The following is a 23,635-nucleotide window of genomic DNA, read 5'->3' on the forward strand; positions in this document are numbered from 1 at the left end:
GGCCACGGCCTGTGTTTCGACGCCAACTCGGCGCTCGCTGCGTCCTCGGTCGCCACATTGGCCGCGCCGCCCGGCGGCGGGTCATGGACGATCCAAGGGGCGAGCGACGATCCGATAGCGGCGGGATGTTCCGGGGTGCTGTCGTGGATGACGGTGGAATGGCCGGGGATTCATCCCGGCACGCATGTCTTGTTCTTCACCGGCGGAAGGTACCTGGGGACCGCGAGCGCGCGGCCGTACGCGTACACGACAGTTCTGGGCAAGACCCGCGACACCGTGTCGGTGCAGTACCGCTGGCCGGAGAAGACCGACCCGCTGTGCTGCCCGCAGGGCGGACCGAGCGTCGTGACGTTCACCCTGACCGGCACCACTGTGCAGGCGAACGGTCAGTTCCCGCCGGACAACTGATCAGTCCGCCGCACCGGTGCAGCGACCACTGGAGCCCGGGGGAAGCCCACCGCGAGAGACGTGGCGGTTGCGCCCCGAAGGAATGGAAAAGGCTCACACTCTTCATGAGCATGAGCCTTCGAGTGGAGCCTAGGGGAATCGAACCCCTAACCCCTGCCTTGCAAAGGCAGTGCTCTGCCAATTGAGCTAAGGCCCCGTGCGTACAGACGCCTGCAAAACGGTACCTTCTCGCCGTTGACATGGTCAAAACGGCAGGTTGTCGCGTCAAGGAGGCCGTCGTGAGCCGCGGAGCGGGGTCACGCCGCGAATGAACGCGTCAGGCGGCGCGCTGCAGCACTTCGTCGAGGGAAGGCAGGGGCAGGGCGCAGATCTGCCGCGCCTCGTCGTCGGACACGCCGAACATCCGCAGCAGGTCTTCGGTGACCTGATCGGTGGCCGCGGCGTCGTCGCGGTCCGGGTGATCGTGCAACAACTGGCCGAGGCACAGAGCGGCCCCGGCCACGATGGTCATGGCCAGTTCGGCGTCACGGGTCCGGAAACGGCCGGCACGAGCGGCGGCCTCGATATCGCGCCGAGCACGCGGCGCGAGTCCTTTCTCGGAGGCGGTGAGCGTCAGGCCGTTGTTGAGCAGCACCTTGCTCAGGGTCGGGATTCTCCGGTGCATGCGGCCGGTCAAGCGGAAACTTTGTGCGAAGACCTCGGCCGGGTCGTCCATACCCTCGGTAAGGGCGTCGAGCACGGCGCCGTGCTTCTCGAGCGCTTCCTCCACCGCCGCCTGGAACAGGTCCTCACGGCTCTGGAAGTGGTTGTAGAACGAACCCATGCCGACGTCGGCAGTCTGGGTGATCTCCAGGATGGGCGCGTTCAACTTTCCGCTCGCGATGAACGACTGGGCCGCGGCCACGAGAGCTGCGCGGGTACGGGCCTTGCGGCGCTCCAGACGGTTGGGTTCCGCCCCGGTCCGATCCGTCATGCCCGCTCCTCTCCCTGTCGGTGCCGAGACGATGATAGCTCAGTGCTCAGTTTTGACGAATTCATCAAGGAGGAAGCTCAGCGGTTCTGGGCGGGCTCCGCGCACCGCAGTAGTGTGGAAACCATGAAACTTCTTCTCACCGCCGGTGTCGTGGTCCTGGTTCTCTTCGGCATCTCCAAGCTGCGCCAGCGCAGCGACGCGGACATGTGGCACGAGGTGACCACCCGCTGATCCCGGGAGGGGCCTTAGCTCAATTGGCAGAGCACTGCCTTTGCAAGGCAGGGGTTAGGGGTTCGATTCCCCTAGGCTCCACTGACGCAACGTTCGTGACCCGAGGCGACCACGAAGGCCGGCTGGACCGCTGGGGGCTATCAACCGCCGTCGGGCACCGAATCGCCCCGAGGTGCCCGGTGTACTTCCCATAGCGTTTCAGCGGTGTCGCCAACGGAGGAATCCACCTCGACACCGACACTGGAAACATCTTCCCGGGAACGCCAGGTCTGGGTCATCACGTCGCCGGTGGCGGCGTACACGTCACGATCGATCTGCGTCTCGCTGTGCAGATGACGGGACATCGATGCGGCCGCGGAGCCGCCAGGCCGAGCCGGGCTGCACGAGAGCAGCACCAGCGGCCCCGGCCTCGCGTCCAGCGCCTGTGCCAGATGCTTGTTCGCGGCCAGCAGCTTGGCGTAGGTCGGCCCATCGATTTGCACCGGTTTCGATCCCCACCGGCCCGTCTTGACCGAAACATGGAACGTTCGGCTGTCCGCGTGCGCGTGCGCGTACACCGGGTCGGTGTCCGCCCACGGCGCCGTCCTCCGACGGCCGAACGTCCACTTGGGCTGCTTCGCCTCCGGATTCTCTCTCCAGAAGGCGTAGTGCACTTGATCACTCGACCTGAGTTTCGCGCGTGCCCACCGCTTCTTACTCGAGACATCCCCGCGTCGCGAAGGAAACGACACGCCGATGACCTTCCCCTGCGAATCTATGAGGGGAACGCTGACGACGTCGTCGGCCCGGAAGCGTACGAACTGGCCCGAACGAAGATCACCGCCGACCAGGCGCGGGGCCGCGGGTTGCGTATCGGAACGCCGAAACGGGACCGCTCCTTCCGCGTCGGCGTGCTCCAAGCGCACCGCCGCCCCGCGCAACTGCGTGCCGGTGGCTGTGAGGCGGCCCGCCACCGCTCGTGCCGCATTCCCGACAGCGTTGTCCAGACGCCCGAGCATCTTGGCGAAGACTGGTAACACACGGACTCATAGATTTCGGTCGGCATTCCGCAATGTCTCGGCGGACAGACGGAGCGGGGCCCGACCCCCGGGGTTGAGCAGAATGTCGGTTCCCACGGGGATGACATCAGGAAGTTCGCTGCCCAGTACCGGCCACCAGTGGCCGGATCCCACGTCCACCTTCTGGACTTCGGCCGTCGCCACCAGAACACACGGGAGGCCATCCGGCGCGGTGTCCACGAGCGGCTGATCCTGGTCGTCGCACACGATCTCCACCACCGAGTTACGGAGCAGGTCAAGTAGTACGTCGCCCACCGGCTCGCCCTCGCCGATCGAGTGCAGCAACGCATCAGTGGGGTCGGTCGGCGCCTCGTCGTCGATGGGAAGGTATTCCGGATTCGGTTGAAACGGACCGGTTTTGCCGTCCTCGTCCATCATCCAGCCACCGATCACGGCCTCTGTCGGTGGCTCCGACCACTCGGCGGCCGGCTTCCACCAGGGGTCGAGCAACAAGAACCAATCACCACTCCGGATAGTCACCGGTTGCGGCTGCATCACACAAACTGCCCTTCTCGGCGGGGTCCCTCATCATCGAACCGCGAGAGTCTTCGCGGTAATCATCGGTCCGAGCGGTCGGTTTGATCGGAAGGATATTCCCAATTATGGGAAGTCCCCTGTCGGCATCGGGATTGTTCGTGTGGACGAAATGTGTGCCTACGCAGGGGTGATGATCTGCTGTCGGCGGGCTGCGGCAACGGCACCGGCGCCGATGGAATTCGAGACCGGTCCTCGGTCTTTTGTGTCCAATTGGACACAGAGCGGCGGCGGCACAGCCGGGACGAGGCGCCGCAATCAGACGATATTCGCCGTCGCTGTGCCAGACTGGCCCAGCACAGTAATGCACTCCTCACCCTCGGAGGAACGTCTATGACGAATTCTGTTGCGCCACTCGATTTGCCCGAACCTCTGGTCATCACGCTGGGGAATCTCAAGGGCGGTGTCGGCAAAACGACATCAGCGTTCTTCTTGGCGAGCTACTTCGCTTCGGTGCACGAACTGCGGGTGCTGGTGATCGACGCCGACCCGCTCAGCCAGACCGGATACTCGTGGTACCGGCGGCTGGTCAAGGGGGGCATCGAAGTGCCGTTCCAACTGGTCGCGTTCCCCTCGAGGCATGTGGGCGACTGCATCACCGACAATGCCGCCGATTTCGACGTCATCATCGTGGATGCCGGGGGTGAGTCGGCCGACATCTTCAAGGCCGCTGTTCCGGAGAGCGACGAACTCCTGCTGCTGACCAGTGTGAGTCCGTCGGAGGTCAAACGTGTGCCGAGTACGTTCAAGGCCGCCGAGGAGGCGGCGGCCGACACCGATCGGGAAATCCGGGTTCGGGTGCTGATGACCAAAGTCCCGGTGATCATGAAAAAAGGCGTCAATGTCTCGACCGAATACCGGGCGCAGCGGGGGCATCTGGAAAGTGCGGGCTACGACGTATTCGACTCCTATTTGAGCGCATGGAAATGGTACCGGGAGGCAGCCGACGGGGAGGTGGGGGAGGGCGCGGAGAATCCGATCGAGGATTTGGGAGAGTACCGCAAGGTGGGTGACGAACTGCTGAGCGCGTATCGCGCCCTGATGGAGGTGCCTGCCTGATGCCTCCACAACGCAGGAAGGGTTCGATCGGCGGGGGTAATCCGCTATCCGACGGCGCCGAGCACACGCCACCGGTGTCCCCTCTGCGCGATGCCGAATGGCGGCGGGCGAAGCCGGCCGTGAGCTCGAATGTCTTGACCATGCCGGTGCCGGATGCGGGTGAAGGACCGCTGAGCGACCGGGAACGGGCGCAGTTGACCGCGTGCGAGTCGTCCATCGACACGCTGCGCATCGCATTCTGGGCGGCCGGGCGTGCGCTGCAGATCGTGCGGGACGGCCGGCTCTACCGCGACAGCCACGAGACGTTCGACGACTACGTGGAACAGCGGTGGGATATGCAGCGGTCATACGCGCACAAGCTGATTCGCGCTTGGCCGCTCGCCGCGCGGCTGTATCCGATCGCGCCCGCGATCAATGAGGGCCAGGTCCGTGAGCTGTTGCCGGTGGTGGCCGAATACGGGGAAGATGCGGCGGTCACCGTCTACACCACCGTGGCGGCGGGCGCCGACGTGAAAGTCACCGCAGGAAAACTCCGGCAAGCGGTGGCCCTTCTGCCCGAACGCTACGAAGAAGAGGTGGTGGTCGAGCGCCTGCAGGCGTGGCTGCGCGGCGAACTGCCGGGCGACCCGACCGACCGTGCGGCCGACATCTTCACCGCCATGGAATCCCGGCTGGCAGCACTGACCAAGCGCGTGGTCAAGGGATCCAGCGACGACCCGCGGGCAGCGCGCGAATTCGCGGCAAAGCTCCGTACGATCGCCGAGCAGATCGAAGAACAGATCACCGCGTGAAAGCTGGACCCGGCAATGGCCCCGCGGCGGGATCGTTTCCCTGCGGGGCCATTGCGTACCACGGAATGAATTGAGAACAGGCAATTCTTATTTCGAGGCCATGCGCCGGAACGAGTTATTATTTCGTTATGGAAATAAAGGTGTGTTGTGCTTTACGTGATGCAAGCTATGCCGAAAGGTGAACACTCGGATCGGATCCGCTGGACTGACGAAGCACCGTGATGTTTTTCGAATCAATTCGAGGTCTTTGGTGAAGTCCGTCGCGCCGGGCATGAGGCGTCGTATGGCTCCGCCGGAGGCCGGCGATATGAGCATCGGAGGACCGCATCATGGCATCATCGACCGACGACCGATATCTCCGCTACCTGCGACGTGCCGTCCTCTGGACGCTCGCCACCGGAGCGGCCGCACTCATCGGCGTGTTGTGCAACGCAGGGGAGGCATCGGCCCAGCCGGTGACCATACCGGGGGTGGGGACGTTCGAGATTTCCGACGATATTCCGCTTCCCGGCCCGCCCGAAACACTGTTCCGAAACAACGCCATACTTCCCGTCACCGAATCTCCGGTGACCGCAGGGATCCAGGAAATACGAGACAGCGCAGACGCTTCGGTTCCGCAGATCGAGATCGCGCCGGCCACTCTCGGCCCGGCGATCGAATCCCCGTTTTCTGTGCACGTTCCCGTGATCGAGCTGCCGATGCCGACCATCGTGCCGGGGATCGAGATCCCGCTGATCGGCGTGCTTCCGGAGATCGAACTGCCCTTCCTCGGCGACCTCCCGCAGATTCTGCCCCGTGCGCCCACCCCGCCCGCGGCAGTGATACCGCAGAAGACCGCCGGTGAGATGGCAGTCGACGCGGCCCGAACCAAACTCGGTTCCGATTACAGCTACGGCGCCGTCGGCCCCGACTCCTTCGATTGCTCCGGACTGGTCCAGTGGTCCTACGAGCAGGTCGGCGTGGAACTGCCGCGCACCAGTTACGACCAGCTCGCTGCCGGAACACCGGTACCGCTCGACGACCTGCGCCCCGGCGACATGGTGTCGTTCTACGGCGGAAGCCACTCCGCCCTCTACGCGGGCGACGGCAAAGTCATCCACGCATCGACATACGGCACGGGCGTGACCACTTCCCCCCTCTCCTCGATGCCGGTGACAGGCGCCCGCCGATTCTGATTTCCTGTGGTGCGGCCGCACCGGCCGTGCTCGGTCAGGGCGAGACCGCCGCCGCTTCCAGTGCGGCCAGAGTCTCGGCATCCGGCCAGTGGCGGATCTCGTAGCGGCGAGGCGAGAGATCCGGGACCGGAACGAGGCCGGTCAGACCCACGACAGCATCGAACGGGACCTCGAAAAGTCGCTCCAGCTCACCTCGGTCGTCACGGCAGAAGGCGACGTAGTCGGCCTCCGGGAGCAAGTATTCGACGCCCTCACCCCAGACGGTGATCGTGAAGGGACCGTTGTCGCCGTGGCCGTACATGACCGAACCGACGTAGGCGGGCTCGAGGTCATAGGGCGTGAACTCCAGATCGCGTTCCACGATCTCGTTGAGAATCCGAGTCTGCGCGTCGTATTCGGTGACCGCCAATCCGCACCGGGCGCGCTGCACGACGGGCAGATGACGGTGCTCGGGCGAACGATCGAGCGGAATGACCGCGCCACTGTCGTCCACGGTGTACCCCTGTGGCGAGATCGGCCGGGACGCGTCACGGTACTGCTCTTCCACCACCTCGAAGATCGGCTCGAGATCGTCCGTACCGGTCGCGATGATGAGCGTGTCGACATCGGGCATGAAGGCGACGGGTGCTCGGGTTCCGAAGCCCGAACCGGCGAGCCAGCCGGGGAGCAGCGGCCACGATGTGCAGTAGCCGTCGCCGTCGTCGACGAATTGCAGGATGCCGTCTTCCTCGATGTCGGTGAAACCCGCCACCGCACCGAGGTTCTCGTGCGCGGCCGTGAACACTTCCTCGGGACTCACGCCCCACTCGCGCAACGACGCATGCGTGACGATCGACCGGGTGTGGGGCATATCGATGGCGACCATCTCGTCCACGAATGGAAAAGCGGGGCGCGCTATCGGCCGCGACTCCGGTTCGACTCCTACGCCGAAGCTGTTGGGACGCAGGATCGGGCGCAGCATGGACCGCACCGAAGGCCAATCCGGTGCCGGGGCGCGTAGCTCGCGCAGGGCGTTGCAGTGCTGTTCGACCCGGGCGTCGCGCTCGGCGGGATCGAGTTCACGGGTTTCCTGAAAGATGTTGTGCAGATCGAGAAAGAGATCGCCGACTCGTATCGCGAACTCGTCCGGCTCGTATTCGATATCGGTTTCGCCCAGCGCGGCCAGATGTTGCGTGACGAGCTCGGCGAAGGCGGCGGCTTCGTCTTCGATGTTCTGCACGCGGCCACGGTAGTCGCGCAGCCGGGCAGACGCCCGGCGCAGGCTTACCGCGTGAGGGGACCGTGCCGATCCAGATGCAGGTAGGTGAATCCGGTGACGAGCAGGCACACGACGGTCGCGGTGATCAGCATGGCCCAGCCCGCGACCAGCAGACTCAGCAGTCCGCCGACCAGCGCGCCGAGCGAGAAACCGGTGTAGAGCAGGAAGTATCCGAGCCAGTCCGCGTAGTCGCCACCGCTGAGATGGCGTTCGATGCCCTGGCCCAATTTGACCAGCGTTCCGGTGACGTAGCTGAGCGGCACCGACACCTCACCGTTGCGCACGAACGATGTGTTGAGCGCGCCGACGCCGAAGGCGACGAACAAGATCGGCAGCAGGCCGATCGGCTTGCTGGAGGTCTGGTATTCGAGTATGTCGACCACCGAGGCCAGTGCCAGGCAGACAGTGGTGAGCAGAGTGGGGCCGTGCGGGTGCCCGGACCAGTAGCGTCTGCGGCACCATGAGGCCACCACGACACCGGACAGGAACGACGTCAGCAATGCGGCCGCCGCAAACGCCATGTCCGGTTCGTCGTGGAAGTAGCCGAGGACGGCCCGCTCGGTATTGCCCGTCATGAAGGTGACGAAATAGCCGGCCGTATGCATGAACGCTGCCGCACCGATCAATCCGGCGAGCGCCGCCAGCACCCAGGACAATCGGGCTTCGGAGTCGAATAGTGCCTTCTTACGGCTTTCTTCCAGTTCCGGCACAGGTCGAACTCCTTCCGGTACGGGCGACAGTTCAGTCAAGCAGGCTCGTCGATGGAACCCGCCCACGCAGCGCCGGTGGTTGCTCACAGATCGCCGGTAATTCGGCAGGTTCTGTTGTCGCATGGATACCCAGCGCCTCCGAAGTGCCGGCTCACCACTGGTCGGTGGGATTCTGTCGGCTACGCGGACCTGTGGCCTCCCGAGCGAGTCACTGCTCGGTTACCGTGCTGAGGTGGATACTCTGCTCGACTTCCTGCTGACCGAGCCGGTGGCAGCCGCGCCGCTCGACGACGTCGCCGCGGCGTGGACGCGCCATCGAGTGGCGGCCAACCGATTCGAGCAGCCGGTGGAGGTGGCGATCGCGGGCGGTTTCGGAGCCGATCGGCTCGGGTTCGCCTTCCTGTCCGGCTACCAGGAGGCGCTGCGGACGCTGATTCCGGACCTGCCGGACGACGAGCTGGTCGCGATGTGCGCCACCGAGGAGGGCGGCGGCCACCCCGCCGCGATCCGCACCACGCTCACCGAACGGGACGGGGTCTGGTTGCTCGACGGCACGAAGTCGTTCGCGACCATGGGTTCCTACGCGCGGCGCCTGGTGGTGATCGCCAGTGTCGGCACGGCCGCGGACGGACGAAATCGATTGCGCGCCTGCATGATCGAGTCCGGCGAACCAGGCGTGCGTTTGACCGACCATCCCGCGCTGTCGTTCGCGCCCGAGGTACCGCACGCCTCGGTCGTGCTGACCGGCGTGCCTGCGCTGGTGCTTCCCGGTGACGGATATCTGGACTACCTCAAGCCGTTCCGGACGATCGAGGACATCCATGTGCTGGCCGCCACGCTGGGCTGGCTGGTACGGGTGGCTCGGGTGTCGTCGTGGCCGCGCGCGAGTCGGCAACGGCTGTTGACACTGGTGGCCGCCGTGCGCGGCCTGGACATCGATGCGCCGAGCGCTGCCGGGGTGCACATCGCCCTCGGCGGCGTCTTCGATTCGTTCGGCGACCTGCTGGCCGACCTCGAGCCTTTGTGGCAGTCCGCGGACCCGGTGACACGACAGCGGTGGGAGCGGGACCGGCCACTGCTCGCCACCGCCGGGCGCGTGCGCGACCAGCGGCTCACAGCCGCATGGCGGGCGGTGGAACCGGGCCACGACCAAACGGAGACAGGCGTCTGACCTGGTCTGAAAATGGGGAGCGGGCCTCGGCGAAGGGGGGGAGTTAGCCGAGGCCCGCGTAGGGTCGGCCCGGGGGGAGGGGCCGACGTGAACGATGCTACTCGATGATGTGCGTTTGTGTGTGCGTGGGGACGGCCACGTTCCAAAGTTTTTTGGGTGGGCTTACTTTCTGGATGCCGCGGGGTAGTTGTCACCGGCCGGTCCGTCGCCCGCGCCGCTGCTGACGGTTGGCCGATTATTTGCCAAAACCTTTGTCGAGCAAGCGTTTCCAAACCTACTCAGCCGCATGACCTGCTGCTCCGACACGTTGTGCGCAACATGCCGACCGGTCGCCGATGGACGACACTCTCGCGAACGTTCGGGCGTGTCGGCCTTCCGGGCGCGTAGCGCCGCGCACCGAAGGGCGGAATGTGTCGTACCCTGATGCGAACATGTGTTCGTGCTCACCGACTGGACTGTTCGCGCGCGGCGCCCCCGCTCGTCGCGGCGGCGCGCATGTGGATTTCCGCCGTCCGAGTACGGGTCGGCGGCGATTCGGGTAGCTCGCTACGCGCGCTCCGACGCCCGTGCACGCGGGATCATCGAACCGGTCGCATTCCGATCCGGTACCCCCGAGCACCGACCGGATCGGAATGCGGCCTTCCTGCGTCGCACGAGTCGTCCTTCCGCGGCGGGCCTGCCTTCGAAAACAAATCGGATGAAATCGTCGGCGGCCGCGACAATACTGTCTCGGGTATCGGCCGGTCATCCGATCCAGCGAATTGATCGGCGCCCGGAGTTCCTGGCGTCGCGCTCAGTCACCTCGAACTCGTCAATCTCAGGAGAATCATGCCCGACGCAATAGTCGCCGAGGGTCTTGTCAAACGATACGGCCAGCTGGTCGCCCTCGACGGACTCGATCTGCGAGTCCAGGAGGGCACCGTCACCGCGCTGCTCGGACCGAATGGCGCTGGCAAGACCACCACCGTCCGCGTGCTCACCACCCTGCTGGTGCCGGACGCCGGGCACGCGACGGTCGCGGGAATCGATGTGCTGCGCGATCCGCAGTCGTTGCGTTCCCGCATCGGCGCGTCGGGGCAGTACGCCGCGGTCGACGAATACCTCACCGGTTTCGAGAATTTGGAAATGGTGGGACGTCTTTATCACATGGGGGTGCAGCGGAGTAAGGAACGCGCGCGCGAATTGCTCGAACGATTCCGGCTCACCGACGCCGCGGACCGGCCGGTCAAGGGCTACTCCGGCGGTATGCGCCGTCGCCTGGACCTGGCGGGCGCGTTGGTCGCTAATCCGCCCGTGCTGTTCCTCGACGAGCCGACCACCGGGCTCGACCCGCGTGCGCGCCTGGATCTTTGGGACGTCATCGAAGAACTGGTCGCGGGCGGCACCACGTTGCTGCTCACCACGCAATACATGGAGGAGGCGGATCGGCTCGCCGATTCGATCGCCGTGATCGACCACGGCAAGGTGATCGCCGAGGGTACCGCGGACGAACTCAAGACCATGGTCGGCGGCGACCGCATCGAACTGACCGTCGATCGCGCGGACAATCTCGCGACGGCCGAGGCCGCGCTGAAGAGCCTGGCCGACGGGGAGATTCATCTCGAACCGGGGTTGCGCCGGATCGTCGTCCCGGTCTCCGACGGGTCGCAGGCGCTGGTGGAGGCGGTCGGGCGGCTGGCCGAGCACGGTGTGCAGATCCACGATGTCGGTCTGCGTCGCCCGTCGCTGGACGACGTCTTCCTCACCCTCACCGGTCACGAAGCTGCGGCGATCGCCGACGGCGACGTGCCGAACGACGAACTGGAAGCTACGGAAGGAACGATCCGATGACCGCGACGGCCCCGGTCCTGGCCCGGCCCTCGCTGGGCGCGCGACTGTCCATAGTGGTCAGCGACAGCGTGACCATCGCCAAACGCAACGTCATCAAGATCAAGCGGGTACCCGACGTCCTGATCTTCTCCACGCTCTCGCCGATCATGTTCGTGCTGCTGTTCGCCTATGTCTTCGGCGCGGCCATCGACGTGCCCGGCCTCTCCGGCGGGTATCGCGAATTCCTCATCGCGGGCATCTTCGCGCAGACCGTCGTGTTCGGCGCGACCTTCACCGGTGCGGGCCTGGCCGAGGACATGCAGAAGGGCATCATCGACCGATTCCGCTCCCTGCCGATGGCCTCGTCGGCGGTGCTGGTCGGCCGCACGATCAGCGATGTGGTGATCAACGTGGTCAGCCTGACGGTCATGTCGCTGACCGGCCTGATCGTCGGCTGGCGCATCCGCGGTTCGTTCCTCGACGCGGTGCTGGCCTACATCCTCTTGCTGCTGTTCGCCTACGCCGTGTCCTGGATCATGGCCGTGGTGGGGCTGCTGGTGCGGGCGCCGGAGGTGTTCAACAACGCCAGCTTCATGGTGATCTTCCCGCTCACGTTCATCGCCAACACGTTCGTCCCCAGCGAGAAGCTGCCCACCGTCCTGCGCGTGATCGCGGAGTGGAACCCGGTGTCCGCGCTGACCCAGGCGACGCGGGAACTGTTCGGCAACACCAGCCCGATCGCGCCGACGCCGGATGCCTGGTCGTTGCAGCACCCGGTGATCACCTCGCTCGCCTGGGTGGTGGTGATCCTGGTCGCGTTCGTGCCGCTGGCCCTGCGTCAGTACAAGAAGACGGTCAGTCGCTGATCCGGTGTGTTCGTTCGCGTCAGTGATCGGTCTCCGCGCCGGCTTCCGCCAACGGGGTCGGCGCGGAGCCGTTGCGGGAATACCCGATGCGCGGCGGCGCGGGCGCGGGTTCCGGCTGCTGCGGCCGCCGGGTACGAACCAGATAGGCCACGCCACCCACCAACGCGACGGCGGCGGCGAGCAGGAGCCGATTACGTGAACGCGAAGAGACATGCAGGCGCCCCGAGGTCATGGGACCACTCTAGGCACAGCCCGGCGATTCGCGCAGGAGGCCCAGCTCACAGCACGGTCCGGCCCAGTTCGGCGGCCATGTCGCCGACCGTGGCACGATGGGCGGCGTGACCTCACCGAATCAGACATCCGTGGCAACGCTGCACACGAATCACGGCGATATCAAGCTCGCGCTTTTCGGTAACCACGCGCCCAAGACGGTCCGCAATTTCCTAGATCTCGCCGACGGTTCGGCGCCGTACACCACCGCGAACGCCAGCGGAGGCAGCAGCGGCCCGTTCTACGACGGCGCCCTGTTCCATCGCGTGATGGCAGGTTTCATGATTCAGGGTGGCGATCCCACCGGCACCGGTCGCGGCGGCCCCGGCTACGAATTCGGCGACGAGTTCCACCCCGAACTGCGGTTCGACCGGGGCTACCTGCTGGCGATGGCCAACGCGGGGCCGGGCACCAACGGCTCCCAGTTCTTCATCACCGTCCGGCCGCAGCCGCACCTCAACCGCAAGCACACGATCTTCGGTGAAGTGGTGGACCCGGATTCCCGGAAGGTCGTCGACTCGATCGCGACCACCAGGACCGATCGCAACGACCGACCCCTGGAGCCCGTCGTCATCACCAAGATCACGATCGAATGAGACTATGAATCCCCAGCCGCCCGCACCCACGTGCGTTCGCCATCCGAATCGCCCGACCGGCCTGGCCTGCACGCGGTGCGGGCGGCCGTCCTGTGCGGAATGCCTGCGCCCCGCGGCCGTCGGGCAGCACTGCGTCGACTGCCTGCACGCGGATCAGCGCGACGTCGCGCCGGTGCGGACGGTCTCGGGCGCCGCGGCGCCCGGGGTGTCCGCGCCCTATGTGACCTATGCGCTGATCGCGGTCAACGTGGTGATCTACGCGATCACCGCGGCCCAGGCCAAGAGTTTGATGGACAACCAGCTGGGTTCGGCGCTGTTCTTCGACTGGGTGCTGTACGCGCCTGCGGTCGCGGACGGCGAATGGTGGCGGGTGCTCGGCGCCGGATTCCTGCACTACGGTCCGATCCATCTGCTGCTGAACATGTTCGCGCTGTACGTGGCGGGCCGGGATGCCGAGTTGGTGCTCGGTCGGCTGCGCTATCTGGCGGTGTACCTGGTCTCGCTGCTCGGCGGGTCCGCCGGGGTCATGTTGCTGGCGCAGAACAGTCTTACGGCGGGTGCGTCGGGCGCGGTGTACGGCCTGTTCGGTGCGATCACGATCATCCTGCTCCGATTGCGGCAGAACCCGAATCAGATGCTCATCATCATCGGCATCAACGTGTTCATCAGTCTTTCGCTGCCCGGTATCTCGTTGTGGGGGCATCTCGGCGGCTTGGCCGCCGGCACCCTCGCGACGCTCGGCATCCTGTTCTTGCCGAGTTGGCTGCGCGTCCGCACTCCGCAGGCGGCACGGACGGTCGGCTGGGTAGCGGTGGCGCTCGTGGCGTTCGCGGCGCTGGGGCTGGTGGCGGTGGGCGCGATCACTTCGACTGCCTGACAGCGGGATTCGCTTCACGTGAAACATTCCCGGCCGGGCACGCCGAACGTCGAGGCCGGGGTGCCGTCAGCGGGTCTTGTCCTGGGTGAGCCGCAGGGTTGCGACCAGGTCTTGATAGACGAACTGGGGATTGGCGCCCAGATCCCAGCGGCCGAAGATCAGGAGCCGGTCCACGCCGTCGCGCTCGACGTCGAGTTCCAACATCGGCATCTTGCGCCCGAGACGCCGGTAGCTCACCACGCGGGCGCGAATGATCTGCTCCGGGGTGTACTCGTCCGGCCCCGTCAGCGTGCGGACGACCATGCGTGGTTGCGCGCCGGGTACCACCGACAGCCGCGGGCGTTGCCGGAATCCGAGCGCGGCAAGGGCGAGCAGCCCGGCGGCTGCCAAGCCGACGAGCAGGCGGCTCGCCGCCTCGGTGGTGATCACCGCCGCGACGGCCAGCGCGACGCCGCCCGCGGCGACCGCGACGAGCGCGGGGGTCGGGGTGGTCCAGGCCAGAATCGGCTCGTCAGGGTCCGGCGGGCCGGGGACCGCGGACTCCGGGCTCACGGAACTCCCCAATCGCTCCTCGAGTTGTCCACAGGCTCATCCACAGGTGTGCATGAATGACACGTCTGTAATCCGCTCGATGTCGCCGCTCAGCGCCAGCGCATCGTCATGATCAGGCCAACCACCATCAGGCCGAAGCCGATCAGGAAGTTCCAGGCGTTGAGGTCGTTCATCCAGCTGATCTGCTCGGCCGCCAGGTAGTAGACGAGCAGCCACGCCAGCCCGGCGAGCATGAACCCGAGCATGATGGCGACATACCAGACCGGAGACGGCCCAGCCTTCACCTTCACCGGGGTCCGGCTGGCGGGGTTGATCGTGTAGTCGGTCTTCTTACGGACCTTCGACTTGGGCATGACGTCCTCGTATTCGGCGTGCAGGTCGTGGTCTCTAGGCTATCCCAACAGGTAATGGATGCGACGCGGTGCCGGGCGGGCACGTAATCTCGATGCCATGCGTGTTCTGGTCGTCGACAATTACGACAGCTTCGTCTTCAACCTGGTGCAGTACCTCGGCCAACTGGGTGTCGATGCGGTCGTGTGGCGCAACGACGATCCGAATCTGGCCGACGTCGGCGCGGTGGTCCGCGACTTCGACGGCATTCTGATCAGCCCCGGCCCCGGCACTCCCGACCGTGCGGGCGCCAGTATCCCGTTGGTGCGCGCGTGCGCGGAAGAAAGCGTGCCACTGCTCGGCGTGTGTCTCGGCCACCAGGCGATCGGGGAGGCGTTCGGCGCCACCGTCACCAGGGCTCCCGAGTTGCTGCACGGGAAGACGAGTGAGGTCTTCCACATCGGCGCAGGCGTGCTGGCGGGTCTGTCCGACCCGTTCACCGCCACGCGGTACCACTCCCTCACCGTGCTCGAGGAGACCTTGCCGGAGGAGATCGAGGTGCTCGGCCGCACCGAGAGCGGGATCGTGATGGCCATGCGGCATCGCACCTTGCCCATCCACGGGGTGCAGTTCCACCCGGAATCGGTGCTCACCCAGGGTGGGCACCGGATGCTGGCGAACTGGCTCGGCGTGTGCGGTGAGCGTCCCGCCGAGGGCTTGGTGCGGACGCTGGAGGCGGAGGTCGCCGCGCTGGTGCTGCAGTGACCCGTCCGCATGTGCTGCTCTCGGTCGCGGTGAGCATCGACGGGTACATCGACGACGCGAGCCCCGAGCGGCTGCACTTGTCCGACGCGGCGGACTTCGATCGGGTCGATCAGGTCCGCGCGGACTCCGACGCCATCCTCGTCGGAGCGCAGACGTTGCGCAGCGACAATCCGCGACTGCTCGTCGGCAGCGCCGAGCGCAGGACGGCTCGCCTTGCCGCGGGCAAGCCGGAGTATCCGTTGAAGGTGACGGTCTCGGCGAGCGGCGAGCTGGATCCCGAGCTGCGTTTCTGGCACCACGGCGGCGACAAGCTCGTCTACACCACCACGGCGGGCTCGGCGAAACTCACCGCCCGGCTGGCCGGACTGGCCGAGGTGGTCGATCTCGGCGCCGGACTCGACTTCGGCGCGCTGTTGGACGATCTGGGCCGACGGGGTGTGGGCCGTCTCATGGTGGAGGGCGGCACTCGCATCCATACCGCGTTCCTCGCCGCCGATCTGGCCGATGAGCTGCATCTCGCGGTGGCCCCGATCCTGGTGGGTGACGTCGCGGCTCCGCGTTTCCTCGACCCGGCCGCTTTTCCGGGGGCGCCGCACCGCAGGATGCGACTGGCAGGCGTGACGCAAGTCGGCGATGTCGCCGTGCTTCGGTATCTGCCGAAGAGCGACCCGGCCTGACGCCGGAGTCGTGCCTCGGATGTGACGCACCTTCCGCAGCCGGGGGTCGGCTCACGCGACTGACCGGACTCCGCTCGCATTCTCTCGAGCACGCATCGCCCGGCGGGAATCCCAGTGATATCGCCGGAGTGCGAGGTCGATCCAGAGGGCGGCGTGGGTACCGCCCTCCGCACCGGTTCGAACTCTAAGGACGCCCGTAAACGGCGGTCACGAACTCGCCGAGTTGGTTGTCGTCCAGATGCCTGGCCAAGTCCGCCTCGCTGATCATGCCGACCAGCCGCTTGTCCTCGATGACCGGCATCCGCTTGACCCGGTTGCTCTCCATTTCATCGAGGACTTCCTGGATGTCGGCGTTGGCATCGACCCACCGCGGCGTCGCTTCGCACAATTCCTCGACCCGGCAGTCCTTAGGGGTCTTGCCCTGAGCGATGCACTTCACCACGATGTCGCGGTCGGTGACGATGCCGCACATCCGCTCGTTGTCGTCGGAGACGATGAGTGACCCGACATTGAGTTCGGCCATGGTGCGCGCGGCCTGCTCGATTGTCGTGTCCTTGGCAATCCACTGAACGCCCGGTTTCATGATGTCCCTGGCAGTGGTCATGAGCTACCTCCTCGTGCCTCAGCTGCGCTGATTGGGATGGAGCAGCATCATTCTCCCGCAATTCACACCGGATGGTCTCGTTTTCTGGATACCGATGACCCCGCCGATCACGGCGGGCCGAGCACCCCCACACCGACCAGGATGGCGCTGTTCTTCTGGATCGAACTGCCCGCCGACGGTTGCTGGCTGAGGATACGTCCGACATTGCCCGCGTCGAAGGTGCCCTGCGGCGACTGGCTGATCTGGCTGGTACTGCCGGTCCAGCCCTCCGCGCGCAGCTTCTCCACCGCCTGCGAGACGGTGAGACCCACCAGCGACGGCATCTTCAGATCGCCCGCGGACACCTGGACGGTGACCGTGGAGCCCTTCTCCGCGCTGCTGCCGCCGGCCGGGCTGGAGGCGACCACTTCGCCCTTCGGCTTCGAGGACTGCACCTCTTGGACGACGACCTTGAAGCCGTTGCCCTCGATGTTCGGCTGAGCCACGTCGATGGTCTGGCCGACGACATAGGGAACGCGAACCGCTTCCGGGCCGGTGCCGATCGTGACGACGACTTCCCAGTCGATGTCGACCTTCGAACCCGGCGACGGATTCTGCTCGATCACCTGATCCTTCTCGGCGGTGCTCGACGGCTTGCGCTCGACATTCGGGTTGATCCGCAGGCCTTTGGAATTCAGCACCTGCTCGGCCTGCTCCTGGGTCAGGCCCGTGAGTTTCGGCACCTGCACCTGTGCGGGCCCGGAGGACACCTGGACCGTGACGGTGCTTCCCTCGTCGATCCGCGAGCCGCCGAGGGGCTGGGTCGCGATGACGTTGCCCGTGGCGACCTTGCCGTCGGGCTTCTGCTGGATCGCCACCGTGAAGCCGAGCTTCTGCAGCGCGTCCTGAGCCTGTTGCGAGGACTTGTTGGACAGATCGGGAACGGCTACCTGGTCCGGTTTGCTGCCCGGTCCGAGCAGCACCCAGAACAGAGCGAAAGCCACGGCGACGGCCGCGACGGCGCCGAGCGCGATGTAGGCGGTCCGGCGCTGGCCGTTCGGCTCGGCCGGATCCTGCTCGGCGGTGTCGTCGTGGCGCTCGACGGTGCGGTAGTTGCGCGGCGGGGGCTCGTCCGCGCTCATCATGGTGGTGCGGTCCTCGTCGGTCATCACCATCGGCGCGCTCGGCTTCTGGCCGCCGAGCACCCGGATCAGGTCGGCGCGCATCTCCGCGGCGGTCTGGTACCGGTTGGCCGGATTCTTGCTCATCGCCTTGAGCACGACCGAGTCCAGCTCGCGCGGAACGCCCTGGTGCACGTGCGAGGGCAGCCGCGGATCCTCCCGGACGTGCTGGTAGGCGACGGCGACCGGTGAGTCGCCGGTGAAAGGCGGCTCGCCGGTGAGGATTTCGAAGAGTACGCAACCGACGGAGTAGACGTCCGAGCGGGCGTCCACCGTCTCCCCGCGCGCCTGTTCCGGCGAGAGGTACTGCGCGGTGCCGATCACCGCCGCGGTCTGCGTCATCGGGTTGGAGCTGTCGGCGATGGCGCGTGCGATGCCGAAGTCCATCACCTTCACCGCGCCCGACCGGTTGATCATGATGTTGGCCGGCTTCATGTCGCGGTGCACGATCCCGGCCTTGTGGCTGAAATCCAAGGCGGCGCAGACGTCCGCGATGATCTCCATCGCGCGGCGCGGCGGCAGCGGGCCCTTGCCGCGCACGATGTCGCGCAGCGTGTCGCCGTCGACGTACTCCATCACGATGTACGGCAGCGGACCGCCGTCCACCTCGGCCTCACCGGTGTCGTAGACCGCGACGATGGCCGGATGATTGAGCGCGGCGGCGTTCTGCGCTTCGCGCTTGAACCGCAGGTAGAACGTGGGATCGCGGGCCAGGTCCGCGCGCAGCACCTTGATCGCCACGTCCCGGCTCAGCCGGATGTCGCGGGCTTTGTGCACCTCGGACATACCGCCGAACCCGATGATCTCGCCCAGCTCGTAGCGAGACGAGAGATTCTTCGGGGTCGTCATGGCAGTCCTTGGGAAGGAGTAGCGGATCCGTGGCGGGTGGCCGAAGGCCCCTGAGCACCGGGAATCTCCGGGAACGGTAGGTCGAGGGTCGGGATTCGCGGGCGGGTGGCGGTAGTCGTGGGCGCGGTGGTCGTCGGCTTCGTCGTGCTCGGTGCCGTGGTGGTGGGCGGCGCGGTGGTCGTCGTTGGCTCCGGTGTCGTGGTCTTCGGCTCGGTGGTGGTCGGTTCGTAGGTCTCGGTTTCCACCGGCGCGGGCACGGCCTTGGGGGTGGTCGTAGTGGCCACCGGCGGGGCCGGCTTCGGATTCGGCGCGAACGTCGCGGTCGGCGATGGCGTGGAATCCGGGTTGGTGTCGCCACCGAAGAGCAGGTAAGCCGTGAGCGCGGCGAGCAGTACGGCGCCGATGCCGAGTCCGGTCAGCCATTTCTGACTCGTGGTGAATCCCTTGCCGCCGCCGGGCGGTTGATCGCCCGCGGCGCCCCGGCTCAGCACGGTGGCCGGAGCCGCGATCGTGCCCGCGCGATTCGCCGCGCCCACCGCGCCCGCCGCGGGCGTCGAGTAGCGCACCGTCGCCCCGTCGAAGTCGGATGGTGTGGAGGGGATCACGGCGGTCGGGCCGGGCGGGAGCACCCGCGTGGCCCCGGTCAGAGGCGCGGCGGGGTGGGCGCCACTCGGCGGCGGTGGACGGCGGCCCCCGCGCACCGCGGCGACCGCGTCGGCGAACTCGCCGCCACTGGCGTAGCGGCGCGCCGGGTCCTTCTCCATCGTGATCTCGATCAGTTCGCGCACGTTGCCGGGCAGATCTGCCGGCATCGGGGGCGGCGTCTCGCGCACGTGCTTCATCGCGACGGTGAGTGCGCCGTCGCCGGTGAACGGCCGCTGTCCGGCCAGCACTTCGTAACCGACCACGGCGAGCGAATAGACGTCGCTGGCCGCGGTGGCGTCCTCGCCGACCGCCTGTTCCGGTGCGATGTACTGTGCGGTGCCCATCACCATGCCGGTCTTGGTCACCGGCGAGGCGTCCACCGCCTTGGCGATACCGAAGTCGGTGATCTTCGCCTGCCCGGTCGGAGTGACCAGGATGTTGCCCGGCTTCACGTCGCGGTGCACCACGCCCGCGCGGTGCGCCACCTCCAGTGCGCGCCCGGTCTGCTCGAGCAGGTCGAGACCCTGGGCGACCGACAGCCTCCCCAGGCGATTGAGCACCGTGTTCAGCGGCTCGCCCTGGACGAATTCCATGACCAGGTACGCGATCTCGCTGCCCTGCGGGTCGATCGTCTCGCCGTAGTCGTAGATGCCCGCGATACCGGGGTGATTCAGCTGGGCGGTGGTCTTCGCCTCGGTGCGGAATCGGTGCCGGAACGTCGGGTCGGCCGAGAACTCCGATTTCAACACCTTGACCGCGACCCTGCGGTCCAACCTGGTGTCCAGCGCTTCCCAGACCTGGCCCATGCCGCCGGTCGCGATCAGTCGCTGCAGCCGGTACCGGTCGGCGATCATCGCACCGTTGTTCAGCATCGAGGTCCCCGTACCTTCACTCGCACATCCATATCGTTCAGCCCCCTCGAAGACCGGCGTCGAGAACCGCGCGAGCCACCGGCGCGGCGACCGAACCACCGGTCGCGGCAAGCGCCCGGTCCCCACCGTTCTCCACGATCACCGCGATGGCGATCTTCGGGTTCTGCGCGGGGGCGAACGCGATGTACCAAGCATGCGGCGGCGTGTTGCGCGGGTTGCTCCCGTGCTCCGCGGTGCCGGTCTTGGACGCGATCTGATAAGGGGTCTGGTTACCTCCAGAGGTGTTGCCCTCCGACGCGATCATCAGGTTGGTCAGGGTCGACGCTACATCGGCGCTGACGGCTTGGCCGACCGAGACCGGCTTGGTCTTCGACAGCTCGCTGAGATCCGGGCCCTGCAACTGATCCACCAGGTAGGGCTCCATCCGGACGCCGCCGTTGGCGATGGTCGCCGCGACGACCGCGTTCTGCAGCGGGGTCAACGCCACGTCGCGCTGCCCGATGCTGCTCTGGGCCAGAGCGGCGTCGTCGGAAATGGTGCCGACGGTGCTCTCCGCCACCGGCATCGGGATTCCGCGGTGCGGGCCGACGCCGAACGCGGCCGCCTCGTCTTTGAGGTTCGCGGAGCCCACCTTGACGCCGAGTTCGGCGAACGCGGTGTTGCACGAGCGCCGGAACGCCTCGAACAGTGACGCGGTCGGGTTGGGACCGCAGGTGGAGCCGTTGTAGTTCTCCAGCGTGGTGCTGGTGCCGGGCAGCGTGATGTTCGGCGCGGCGGTGAACTGGTCGTCGGGAGTCGCGACGCCGTTGGACAGCGCGGCGGCGGTGACCACGACCTTGAAGGTGGACCCGGGCGGATAGGTCTGCGAGATGGCGCGATTCAACATGGGGTGCTTCGGATCCGCGCTCAGGGTTTCCCACGCCTGGGTGCCGCGCGCGCCGTCGTGCCCGGACAGCAGGTTCGGGTCGTAGCTGGGCGTGGAGACCATGGTGAGGATCTTGCCGGTGCTCGGCTCGATCGCCACCACCGAACCGGTGTAGCCCTTGCTGGTCATCTGGTCGTAGGCCACCTGCTGCATCAATGGATTGAGCGTGGTGAGCACGTTGCCGCCGCGCGGGTCCCGGCCGGAGATCAGGTCGACCAGGCGGCTGCCGAACAGCTGACTGTCGGAGCCGTTGAGCACCGAGTCCTCGGCCCGTTCCAGTCCGGTGCTGCCGTACTGCATCGAGTAGAAACCGGTCGCGGGCGCGTACGCCTGCGGCTCGCTCGGGTACGTGCGCAGGTACTTGTAGCGGTCGTCGGTCGCGACCGAACTGGCCAGCACGGTGCCGCCGGCCGAGATCTGCCCGCGCTGACGGGCGTACTCGTCGAGCAGAACCCGGGAATTGCGCGGATCGGAGCGCAGATCGTCGGCTTTGATCACCTGGACGTAGGTGGCGTTCGCCAGCAGCGCGACGACCATCACCATCACCGCGATCGCGACTCGGCGTAGTGGAGTGTTCATGTCAGCGGCCCCGCCTCCGGTCGTCCGCCATCGCGCCGCAGCAGTTCGGTCTGCACGTCGGCGATCGGCGCCGGTTCCTTCTTGCGCACCGGGGCGGGTGCGCGGGCGGCGTCGGAGATCTTGATCAGCAACGCCAGCAATGCGTAGTTGGCCAGCAGCGAAGATCCGCCATAGGACATGAACGGGGTGGTGAGACCGGTCAGCGGAATCAGCTTGGTCACACCTCCGACCACGACGAACAGCTGGATCGCGATGGTGAACGACAGACCGGCCGCGAGCAGCTTGCCGAAGCTGTCGCGCACCGCGAGGGCGGTGCGCAGCCCGCGCACCACGAATACCAGGAACAGCACCAGCACCGCGGCGAGCCCGATCAGCCCGAGTTCCTCGCCGATGGTGGTGATGATGAAGTCGGTCTTGGCGAACGGCACCTGGTTCGGCCTGCCGCTGCCGAGGCCGGTCCCGGCGAGACCGCCGGTGGCCAGGCCGAACAGCGACTGGGAGATCTGATAGCCGGTGTTGTTGTAGTCGTCGAACGGGTGCAGCCAGGTCTCCACCCGGACCCGCACGTGGCCGAACAGTTGGTAGGCGAAGACGAATCCGAGCGCGAGCAGTCCGCCGCCGATGACCAGCCAGCCGACCCGTTCGGTGGCGATGTAGAGCATTACGAGCACCGTGCTGAAGATCAGCAGCGAGGTGCCGAGATCCTTCTCGAACACCAGCACCCCGATGCAGACGACCCAGACGGCCAGGATCGGACCGAGGTCGCGGCCGCGCGGGAACTCCATGCCCAGCACGTGGCGCCCGGCGGCGGTGAAGATCTCGCGCTTGGCCACCAGCACCGAGGCGAAGAAGATGATCAGCAGGATCTTCGCGAACTCACCCGGCTGGACACTGAACCCGGGCAGGCGGATCCAGATCTTCGCGCCGTTGGTCTCGGAGAACGCGCTGGGCAGCAGGGCCGGAATGGCGAGCGCGACAAGACCGATGAGGCCGAGGGTGTAGCTGTAGCGGGCCAGGGTGCGGTAGTCGCGCAATGCGATCAGCAGTGTGATGAACACGAGCGTGCCCAGCGCGGTCCACAGGATCTGCTGATTGGCGTCGGGGGACGGGGTCGCCCACGAGTTGTAGGCGGCGGTCTGCTGATCGGCCAGATCCAGCCGGTGGATCAGCACGAGACCGAGTCCGTTGAGCAACGCCACGATCGGCAACAGCAGCGGGTCGGCGAAGGGAGCGAACCGTCGCACGGCAAGGTGCGCCACCGCGAACAACGCCAGGTAGGCCAAGCCGTATTTGGCGATATCCAAGGTGATCGACTGTTCCTGGCTGGCTTCGACCAGGAACAGGGACACGGTGGTGATCACCGCCGCCGCCGCGAGCAGCAGAAGTTCGACGTTGCGTCTCGTGCTCGGTGGTGGCGCGGGAGCGAAGCCGCCCGGGGGACTGGGAAAAGCCCCAGCCGACGGCGGTGCCGGCGCGGACATCAGTCCGTCACCCGGCAGTTCTCCCCCGCGGTCTGGGGGGCGGGCGACGTGGTCGACGGCGGGGCCGGAGCCTCCGACTTCGTCGGCGTCTTGATGTCGGTGCCCCTGGCGTCGCCCTGTTCCGGCGCGGGTGCGGGCGCGGCGGGGGCCGGAGCGGGCTGAGCGCCGTTGGGCGCGGGCGGCGCGGCCTCGGCCGGTGACGGGACGACCCCCGGCTGCGGCGCGGATTCCTTGACCGGGCACGGCGGCAGCAGTTCGCGCTGGGACAGGTAGGTCATCGAGTCCCTGGCCTTGTCCAGGGACCCGGGCGGCAAGCCTTTGCCCACTTGGTCGCGGCCGGTCTGCTTCAGATCGGTGACCTTGAGCGGCTTGCACGCGGAGGGTGGATCATCGCCGGGTTCGGTCAGGGT

At 66.7% G+C, this 23,635-nt stretch carries 25 protein-coding genes, 2 tRNA genes and 1 pseudogene; 13 read left to right on the top strand and 15 right to left on the bottom strand.

Translation table 11 applies throughout. The features are described from left to right. Nucleotides 1–147 precede the first annotated feature (147 nt). Complete coding sequence (locus tag ON21_RS38775) at nucleotides 148–408, top strand: LppP/LprE family lipoprotein (protein WP_157171013.1); 261 nt, start codon at nucleotides 148–150, stop codon at nucleotides 406–408. Between the two features lie 123 nt (nucleotides 409–531). Here the strand turns inward: ON21_RS38775 and ON21_RS29955 are convergent. Continuing rightward, nucleotides 532–604 (bottom strand) — tRNA-Ala (locus ON21_RS29955). A 120-nt stretch (nucleotides 605–724) separates the two neighbouring features. Further along, nucleotides 725–1,381, bottom strand: a complete 657-nt coding sequence (locus ON21_RS29960; RefSeq protein ID WP_039803448.1) for a TetR/AcrR family transcriptional regulator — start codon at nucleotides 1,379–1,381, stop codon at nucleotides 725–727. 42 nt (nucleotides 1,382–1,423) lie between these two features. Here ON21_RS29960 and ON21_RS29965 point away from each other — a divergent pair, with 42 nt between their 5' ends. Together ON21_RS29965 and ON21_RS29970 are read left to right on the top strand one after the other, a co-directional pair. Then, a complete protein-coding gene (locus tag ON21_RS29965) occupies nucleotides 1,424–1,612 on the top strand; it encodes a hypothetical protein (protein ID WP_039803450.1) in 189 nt (62 codons plus the stop codon). An 8-nt stretch (nucleotides 1,613–1,620) separates the two neighbouring features. After that, nucleotides 1,621–1,693, top strand: a tRNA-Ala gene (locus ON21_RS29970). 59 nt (nucleotides 1,694–1,752) lie between these two features. Here the strand turns inward: ON21_RS29970 and ON21_RS29975 are convergent. Then, a complete protein-coding gene (locus tag ON21_RS29975; protein WP_157171014.1) occupies nucleotides 1,753–2,631 on the bottom strand; it encodes a hypothetical protein in 879 nt (292 codons plus the stop codon). A gap of 6 nt (nucleotides 2,632–2,637) precedes the next feature. Continuing rightward, nucleotides 2,638–3,165, bottom strand: coding sequence for a type VII secretion system-associated protein (locus tag ON21_RS29980; RefSeq protein WP_245562792.1), 528 nt, complete (start codon nucleotides 3,163–3,165; stop codon nucleotides 2,638–2,640). A gap of 252 nt (nucleotides 3,166–3,417) precedes the next feature. Here ON21_RS29980 and ON21_RS29985 point away from each other — a divergent pair, with 252 nt between their 5' ends. From ON21_RS29985 to ON21_RS37435, 3 genes are all read left to right on the top strand, one after another. Further along, complete coding sequence (locus ON21_RS29985; RefSeq protein WP_157171015.1) at nucleotides 3,418–4,263, top strand: ParA family protein; 846 nt, start codon at nucleotides 3,418–3,420, stop codon at nucleotides 4,261–4,263. A gap of 119 nt (nucleotides 4,264–4,382) precedes the next feature. Continuing rightward, nucleotides 4,383–5,054, top strand: coding sequence for a hypothetical protein (locus ON21_RS36130; RefSeq protein ID WP_157171016.1), 672 nt, complete (start codon nucleotides 4,383–4,385; stop codon nucleotides 5,052–5,054). A 698-nt stretch (nucleotides 5,055–5,752) separates the two neighbouring features. Further along, nucleotides 5,753–6,229, top strand: a complete 477-nt coding sequence (locus ON21_RS37435; protein WP_083880972.1) for a C40 family peptidase — start codon at nucleotides 5,753–5,755, stop codon at nucleotides 6,227–6,229. 34 nt (nucleotides 6,230–6,263) lie between these two features. On the opposite strand, the gene ON21_RS30000 is transcribed toward ON21_RS37435, so the two are convergent. Next, nucleotides 6,264–7,448 carry a DUF1444 domain-containing protein gene (locus ON21_RS30000; RefSeq protein ID WP_039803456.1) on the bottom strand — a complete coding sequence of 395 codons (1,185 nt, stop codon included), beginning with the start codon at nucleotides 7,446–7,448 and terminating at the stop codon, nucleotides 6,264–6,266. A gap of 44 nt (nucleotides 7,449–7,492) precedes the next feature. After that, a complete protein-coding gene (locus ON21_RS30005; protein WP_245562790.1) occupies nucleotides 7,493–8,197 on the bottom strand; it encodes a YoaK family protein in 705 nt (234 codons plus the stop codon). A gap of 232 nt (nucleotides 8,198–8,429) precedes the next feature. Between ON21_RS30005 and ON21_RS30010 the strand changes: the two genes are divergently transcribed. From ON21_RS30010 to ON21_RS30020, 3 genes are all read left to right on the top strand, one after another. Next, nucleotides 8,430–9,368, top strand: a complete 939-nt coding sequence (locus ON21_RS30010) for an acyl-CoA dehydrogenase family protein (RefSeq protein WP_039803457.1) — start codon at nucleotides 8,430–8,432, stop codon at nucleotides 9,366–9,368. An 828-nt stretch (nucleotides 9,369–10,196) separates the two neighbouring features. Further along, on the top strand, nucleotides 10,197–11,198 hold the full coding sequence (locus ON21_RS30015) for a daunorubicin resistance protein DrrA family ABC transporter ATP-binding protein (protein WP_039803459.1): 1,002 nt from the start codon (nucleotides 10,197–10,199) through the stop codon (nucleotides 11,196–11,198). Beyond that, nucleotides 11,195–12,043: an ABC transporter permease gene (locus ON21_RS30020; RefSeq protein ID WP_051021488.1), complete on the top strand. Its 849-nt coding sequence runs from the start codon at nucleotides 11,195–11,197 to the stop codon at nucleotides 12,041–12,043. The genes ON21_RS30015 and ON21_RS30020 overlap by 4 nt, the downstream gene beginning before the upstream one ends. Before the next feature lie 19 nt (nucleotides 12,044–12,062). Here the strand turns inward: ON21_RS30020 and ON21_RS30025 are convergent, their stop codons facing one another. Continuing rightward, nucleotides 12,063–12,275 (bottom strand): hypothetical protein, encoded by a 213-nt coding sequence (locus tag ON21_RS30025; RefSeq protein WP_039803461.1) that lies wholly within the window; start codon nucleotides 12,273–12,275, stop codon nucleotides 12,063–12,065. A 106-nt stretch (nucleotides 12,276–12,381) separates the two neighbouring features. Here ON21_RS30025 and ON21_RS30030 point away from each other — a divergent pair, with 106 nt between their 5' ends. Together ON21_RS30030 and ON21_RS30035 are read left to right on the top strand one after the other, a co-directional pair. Further along, nucleotides 12,382–12,909 (top strand): peptidylprolyl isomerase, encoded by a 528-nt coding sequence (locus ON21_RS30030; protein WP_039803501.1) that lies wholly within the window; start codon nucleotides 12,382–12,384, stop codon nucleotides 12,907–12,909. Nucleotides 12,910–12,913: 4 nt separating this feature from the next. After that, nucleotides 12,914–13,786, top strand: coding sequence for a rhomboid family intramembrane serine protease (locus ON21_RS30035; protein ID WP_039803463.1), 873 nt, complete (start codon nucleotides 12,914–12,916; stop codon nucleotides 13,784–13,786). Nucleotides 13,787–13,852: 66 nt separating this feature from the next. Here the strand turns inward: ON21_RS30035 and ON21_RS30040 are convergent, their stop codons facing one another. Both ON21_RS30040 and crgA read right to left on the bottom strand, forming a co-directional pair. Next, nucleotides 13,853–14,338, bottom strand: coding sequence for a PH domain-containing protein (locus tag ON21_RS30040; RefSeq protein ID WP_051021489.1), 486 nt, complete (start codon nucleotides 14,336–14,338; stop codon nucleotides 13,853–13,855). Between the two features lie 89 nt (nucleotides 14,339–14,427). Continuing rightward, a complete protein-coding gene (gene crgA, locus ON21_RS30045; protein WP_039803465.1) occupies nucleotides 14,428–14,691 on the bottom strand; it encodes a cell division protein CrgA in 264 nt (87 codons plus the stop codon). Between the two features lie 97 nt (nucleotides 14,692–14,788). Here crgA and ON21_RS30050 point away from each other — a divergent pair, with 97 nt between their 5' ends. Together ON21_RS30050 and ON21_RS30055 are read left to right on the top strand one after the other, a co-directional pair. Continuing rightward, nucleotides 14,789–15,433 (top strand): aminodeoxychorismate/anthranilate synthase component II, encoded by a 645-nt coding sequence (locus tag ON21_RS30050; RefSeq protein WP_039803467.1) that lies wholly within the window; start codon nucleotides 14,789–14,791, stop codon nucleotides 15,431–15,433. Continuing rightward, entirely contained in the window at nucleotides 15,430–16,110 is a 681-nt protein-coding gene (locus tag ON21_RS30055; RefSeq protein WP_039803468.1) for a RibD family protein, read from the top strand. Before ON21_RS30050 ends, ON21_RS30055 begins: the two co-directional genes overlap by 4 nt. A gap of 184 nt (nucleotides 16,111–16,294) precedes the next feature. Here the strand turns inward: ON21_RS30055 and ON21_RS30060 are convergent, their stop codons facing one another. The 6 genes and pseudogenes from ON21_RS30060 to ON21_RS30085 form a co-directional block, all read right to left on the bottom strand. Then, the gene (locus ON21_RS30060; RefSeq protein WP_039803470.1) at nucleotides 16,295–16,714 is read right to left on the bottom strand and encodes a CBS domain-containing protein; all 420 of its coding nucleotides are present in this window, start codon (nucleotides 16,712–16,714) and stop codon (nucleotides 16,295–16,297) included. 107 nt (nucleotides 16,715–16,821) lie between these two features. After that, nucleotides 16,822–18,723, bottom strand: coding sequence for a Stk1 family PASTA domain-containing Ser/Thr kinase (pknB, locus tag ON21_RS30065; protein WP_039803471.1), 1,902 nt, complete (start codon nucleotides 18,721–18,723; stop codon nucleotides 16,822–16,824). After that, entirely contained in the window at nucleotides 18,720–20,240 is a 1,521-nt protein-coding gene (locus ON21_RS30070; protein ID WP_039803473.1) for a protein kinase domain-containing protein, read from the bottom strand. Before ON21_RS30070 ends, pknB begins: the two co-directional genes overlap by 4 nt. 37 nt (nucleotides 20,241–20,277) lie before the next feature. Beyond that, the gene (locus tag ON21_RS30075; RefSeq protein ID WP_039803475.1) at nucleotides 20,278–21,744 is read right to left on the bottom strand and encodes a peptidoglycan D,D-transpeptidase FtsI family protein; all 1,467 of its coding nucleotides are present in this window, start codon (nucleotides 21,742–21,744) and stop codon (nucleotides 20,278–20,280) included. After that, nucleotides 21,741–23,225: an FtsW/RodA/SpoVE family cell cycle protein gene (locus ON21_RS30080; protein WP_039803476.1), complete on the bottom strand. Its 1,485-nt coding sequence runs from the start codon at nucleotides 23,223–23,225 to the stop codon at nucleotides 21,741–21,743. Before ON21_RS30080 ends, ON21_RS30075 begins: the two co-directional genes overlap by 4 nt. Then, nucleotides 23,225–23,635: pseudogene (locus tag ON21_RS30085) on the bottom strand (serine/threonine protein phosphatase); the annotation flags it as partial. The pseudogene ON21_RS30085 and the gene ON21_RS30080, both read right to left, overlap by 1 nt.

The organism is Nocardia araoensis NBRC 100135, from assembly GCF_000308435.1.
GTDB lineage: Bacteria > Actinomycetota > Actinomycetes > Mycobacteriales > Mycobacteriaceae > Nocardia > Nocardia araoensis.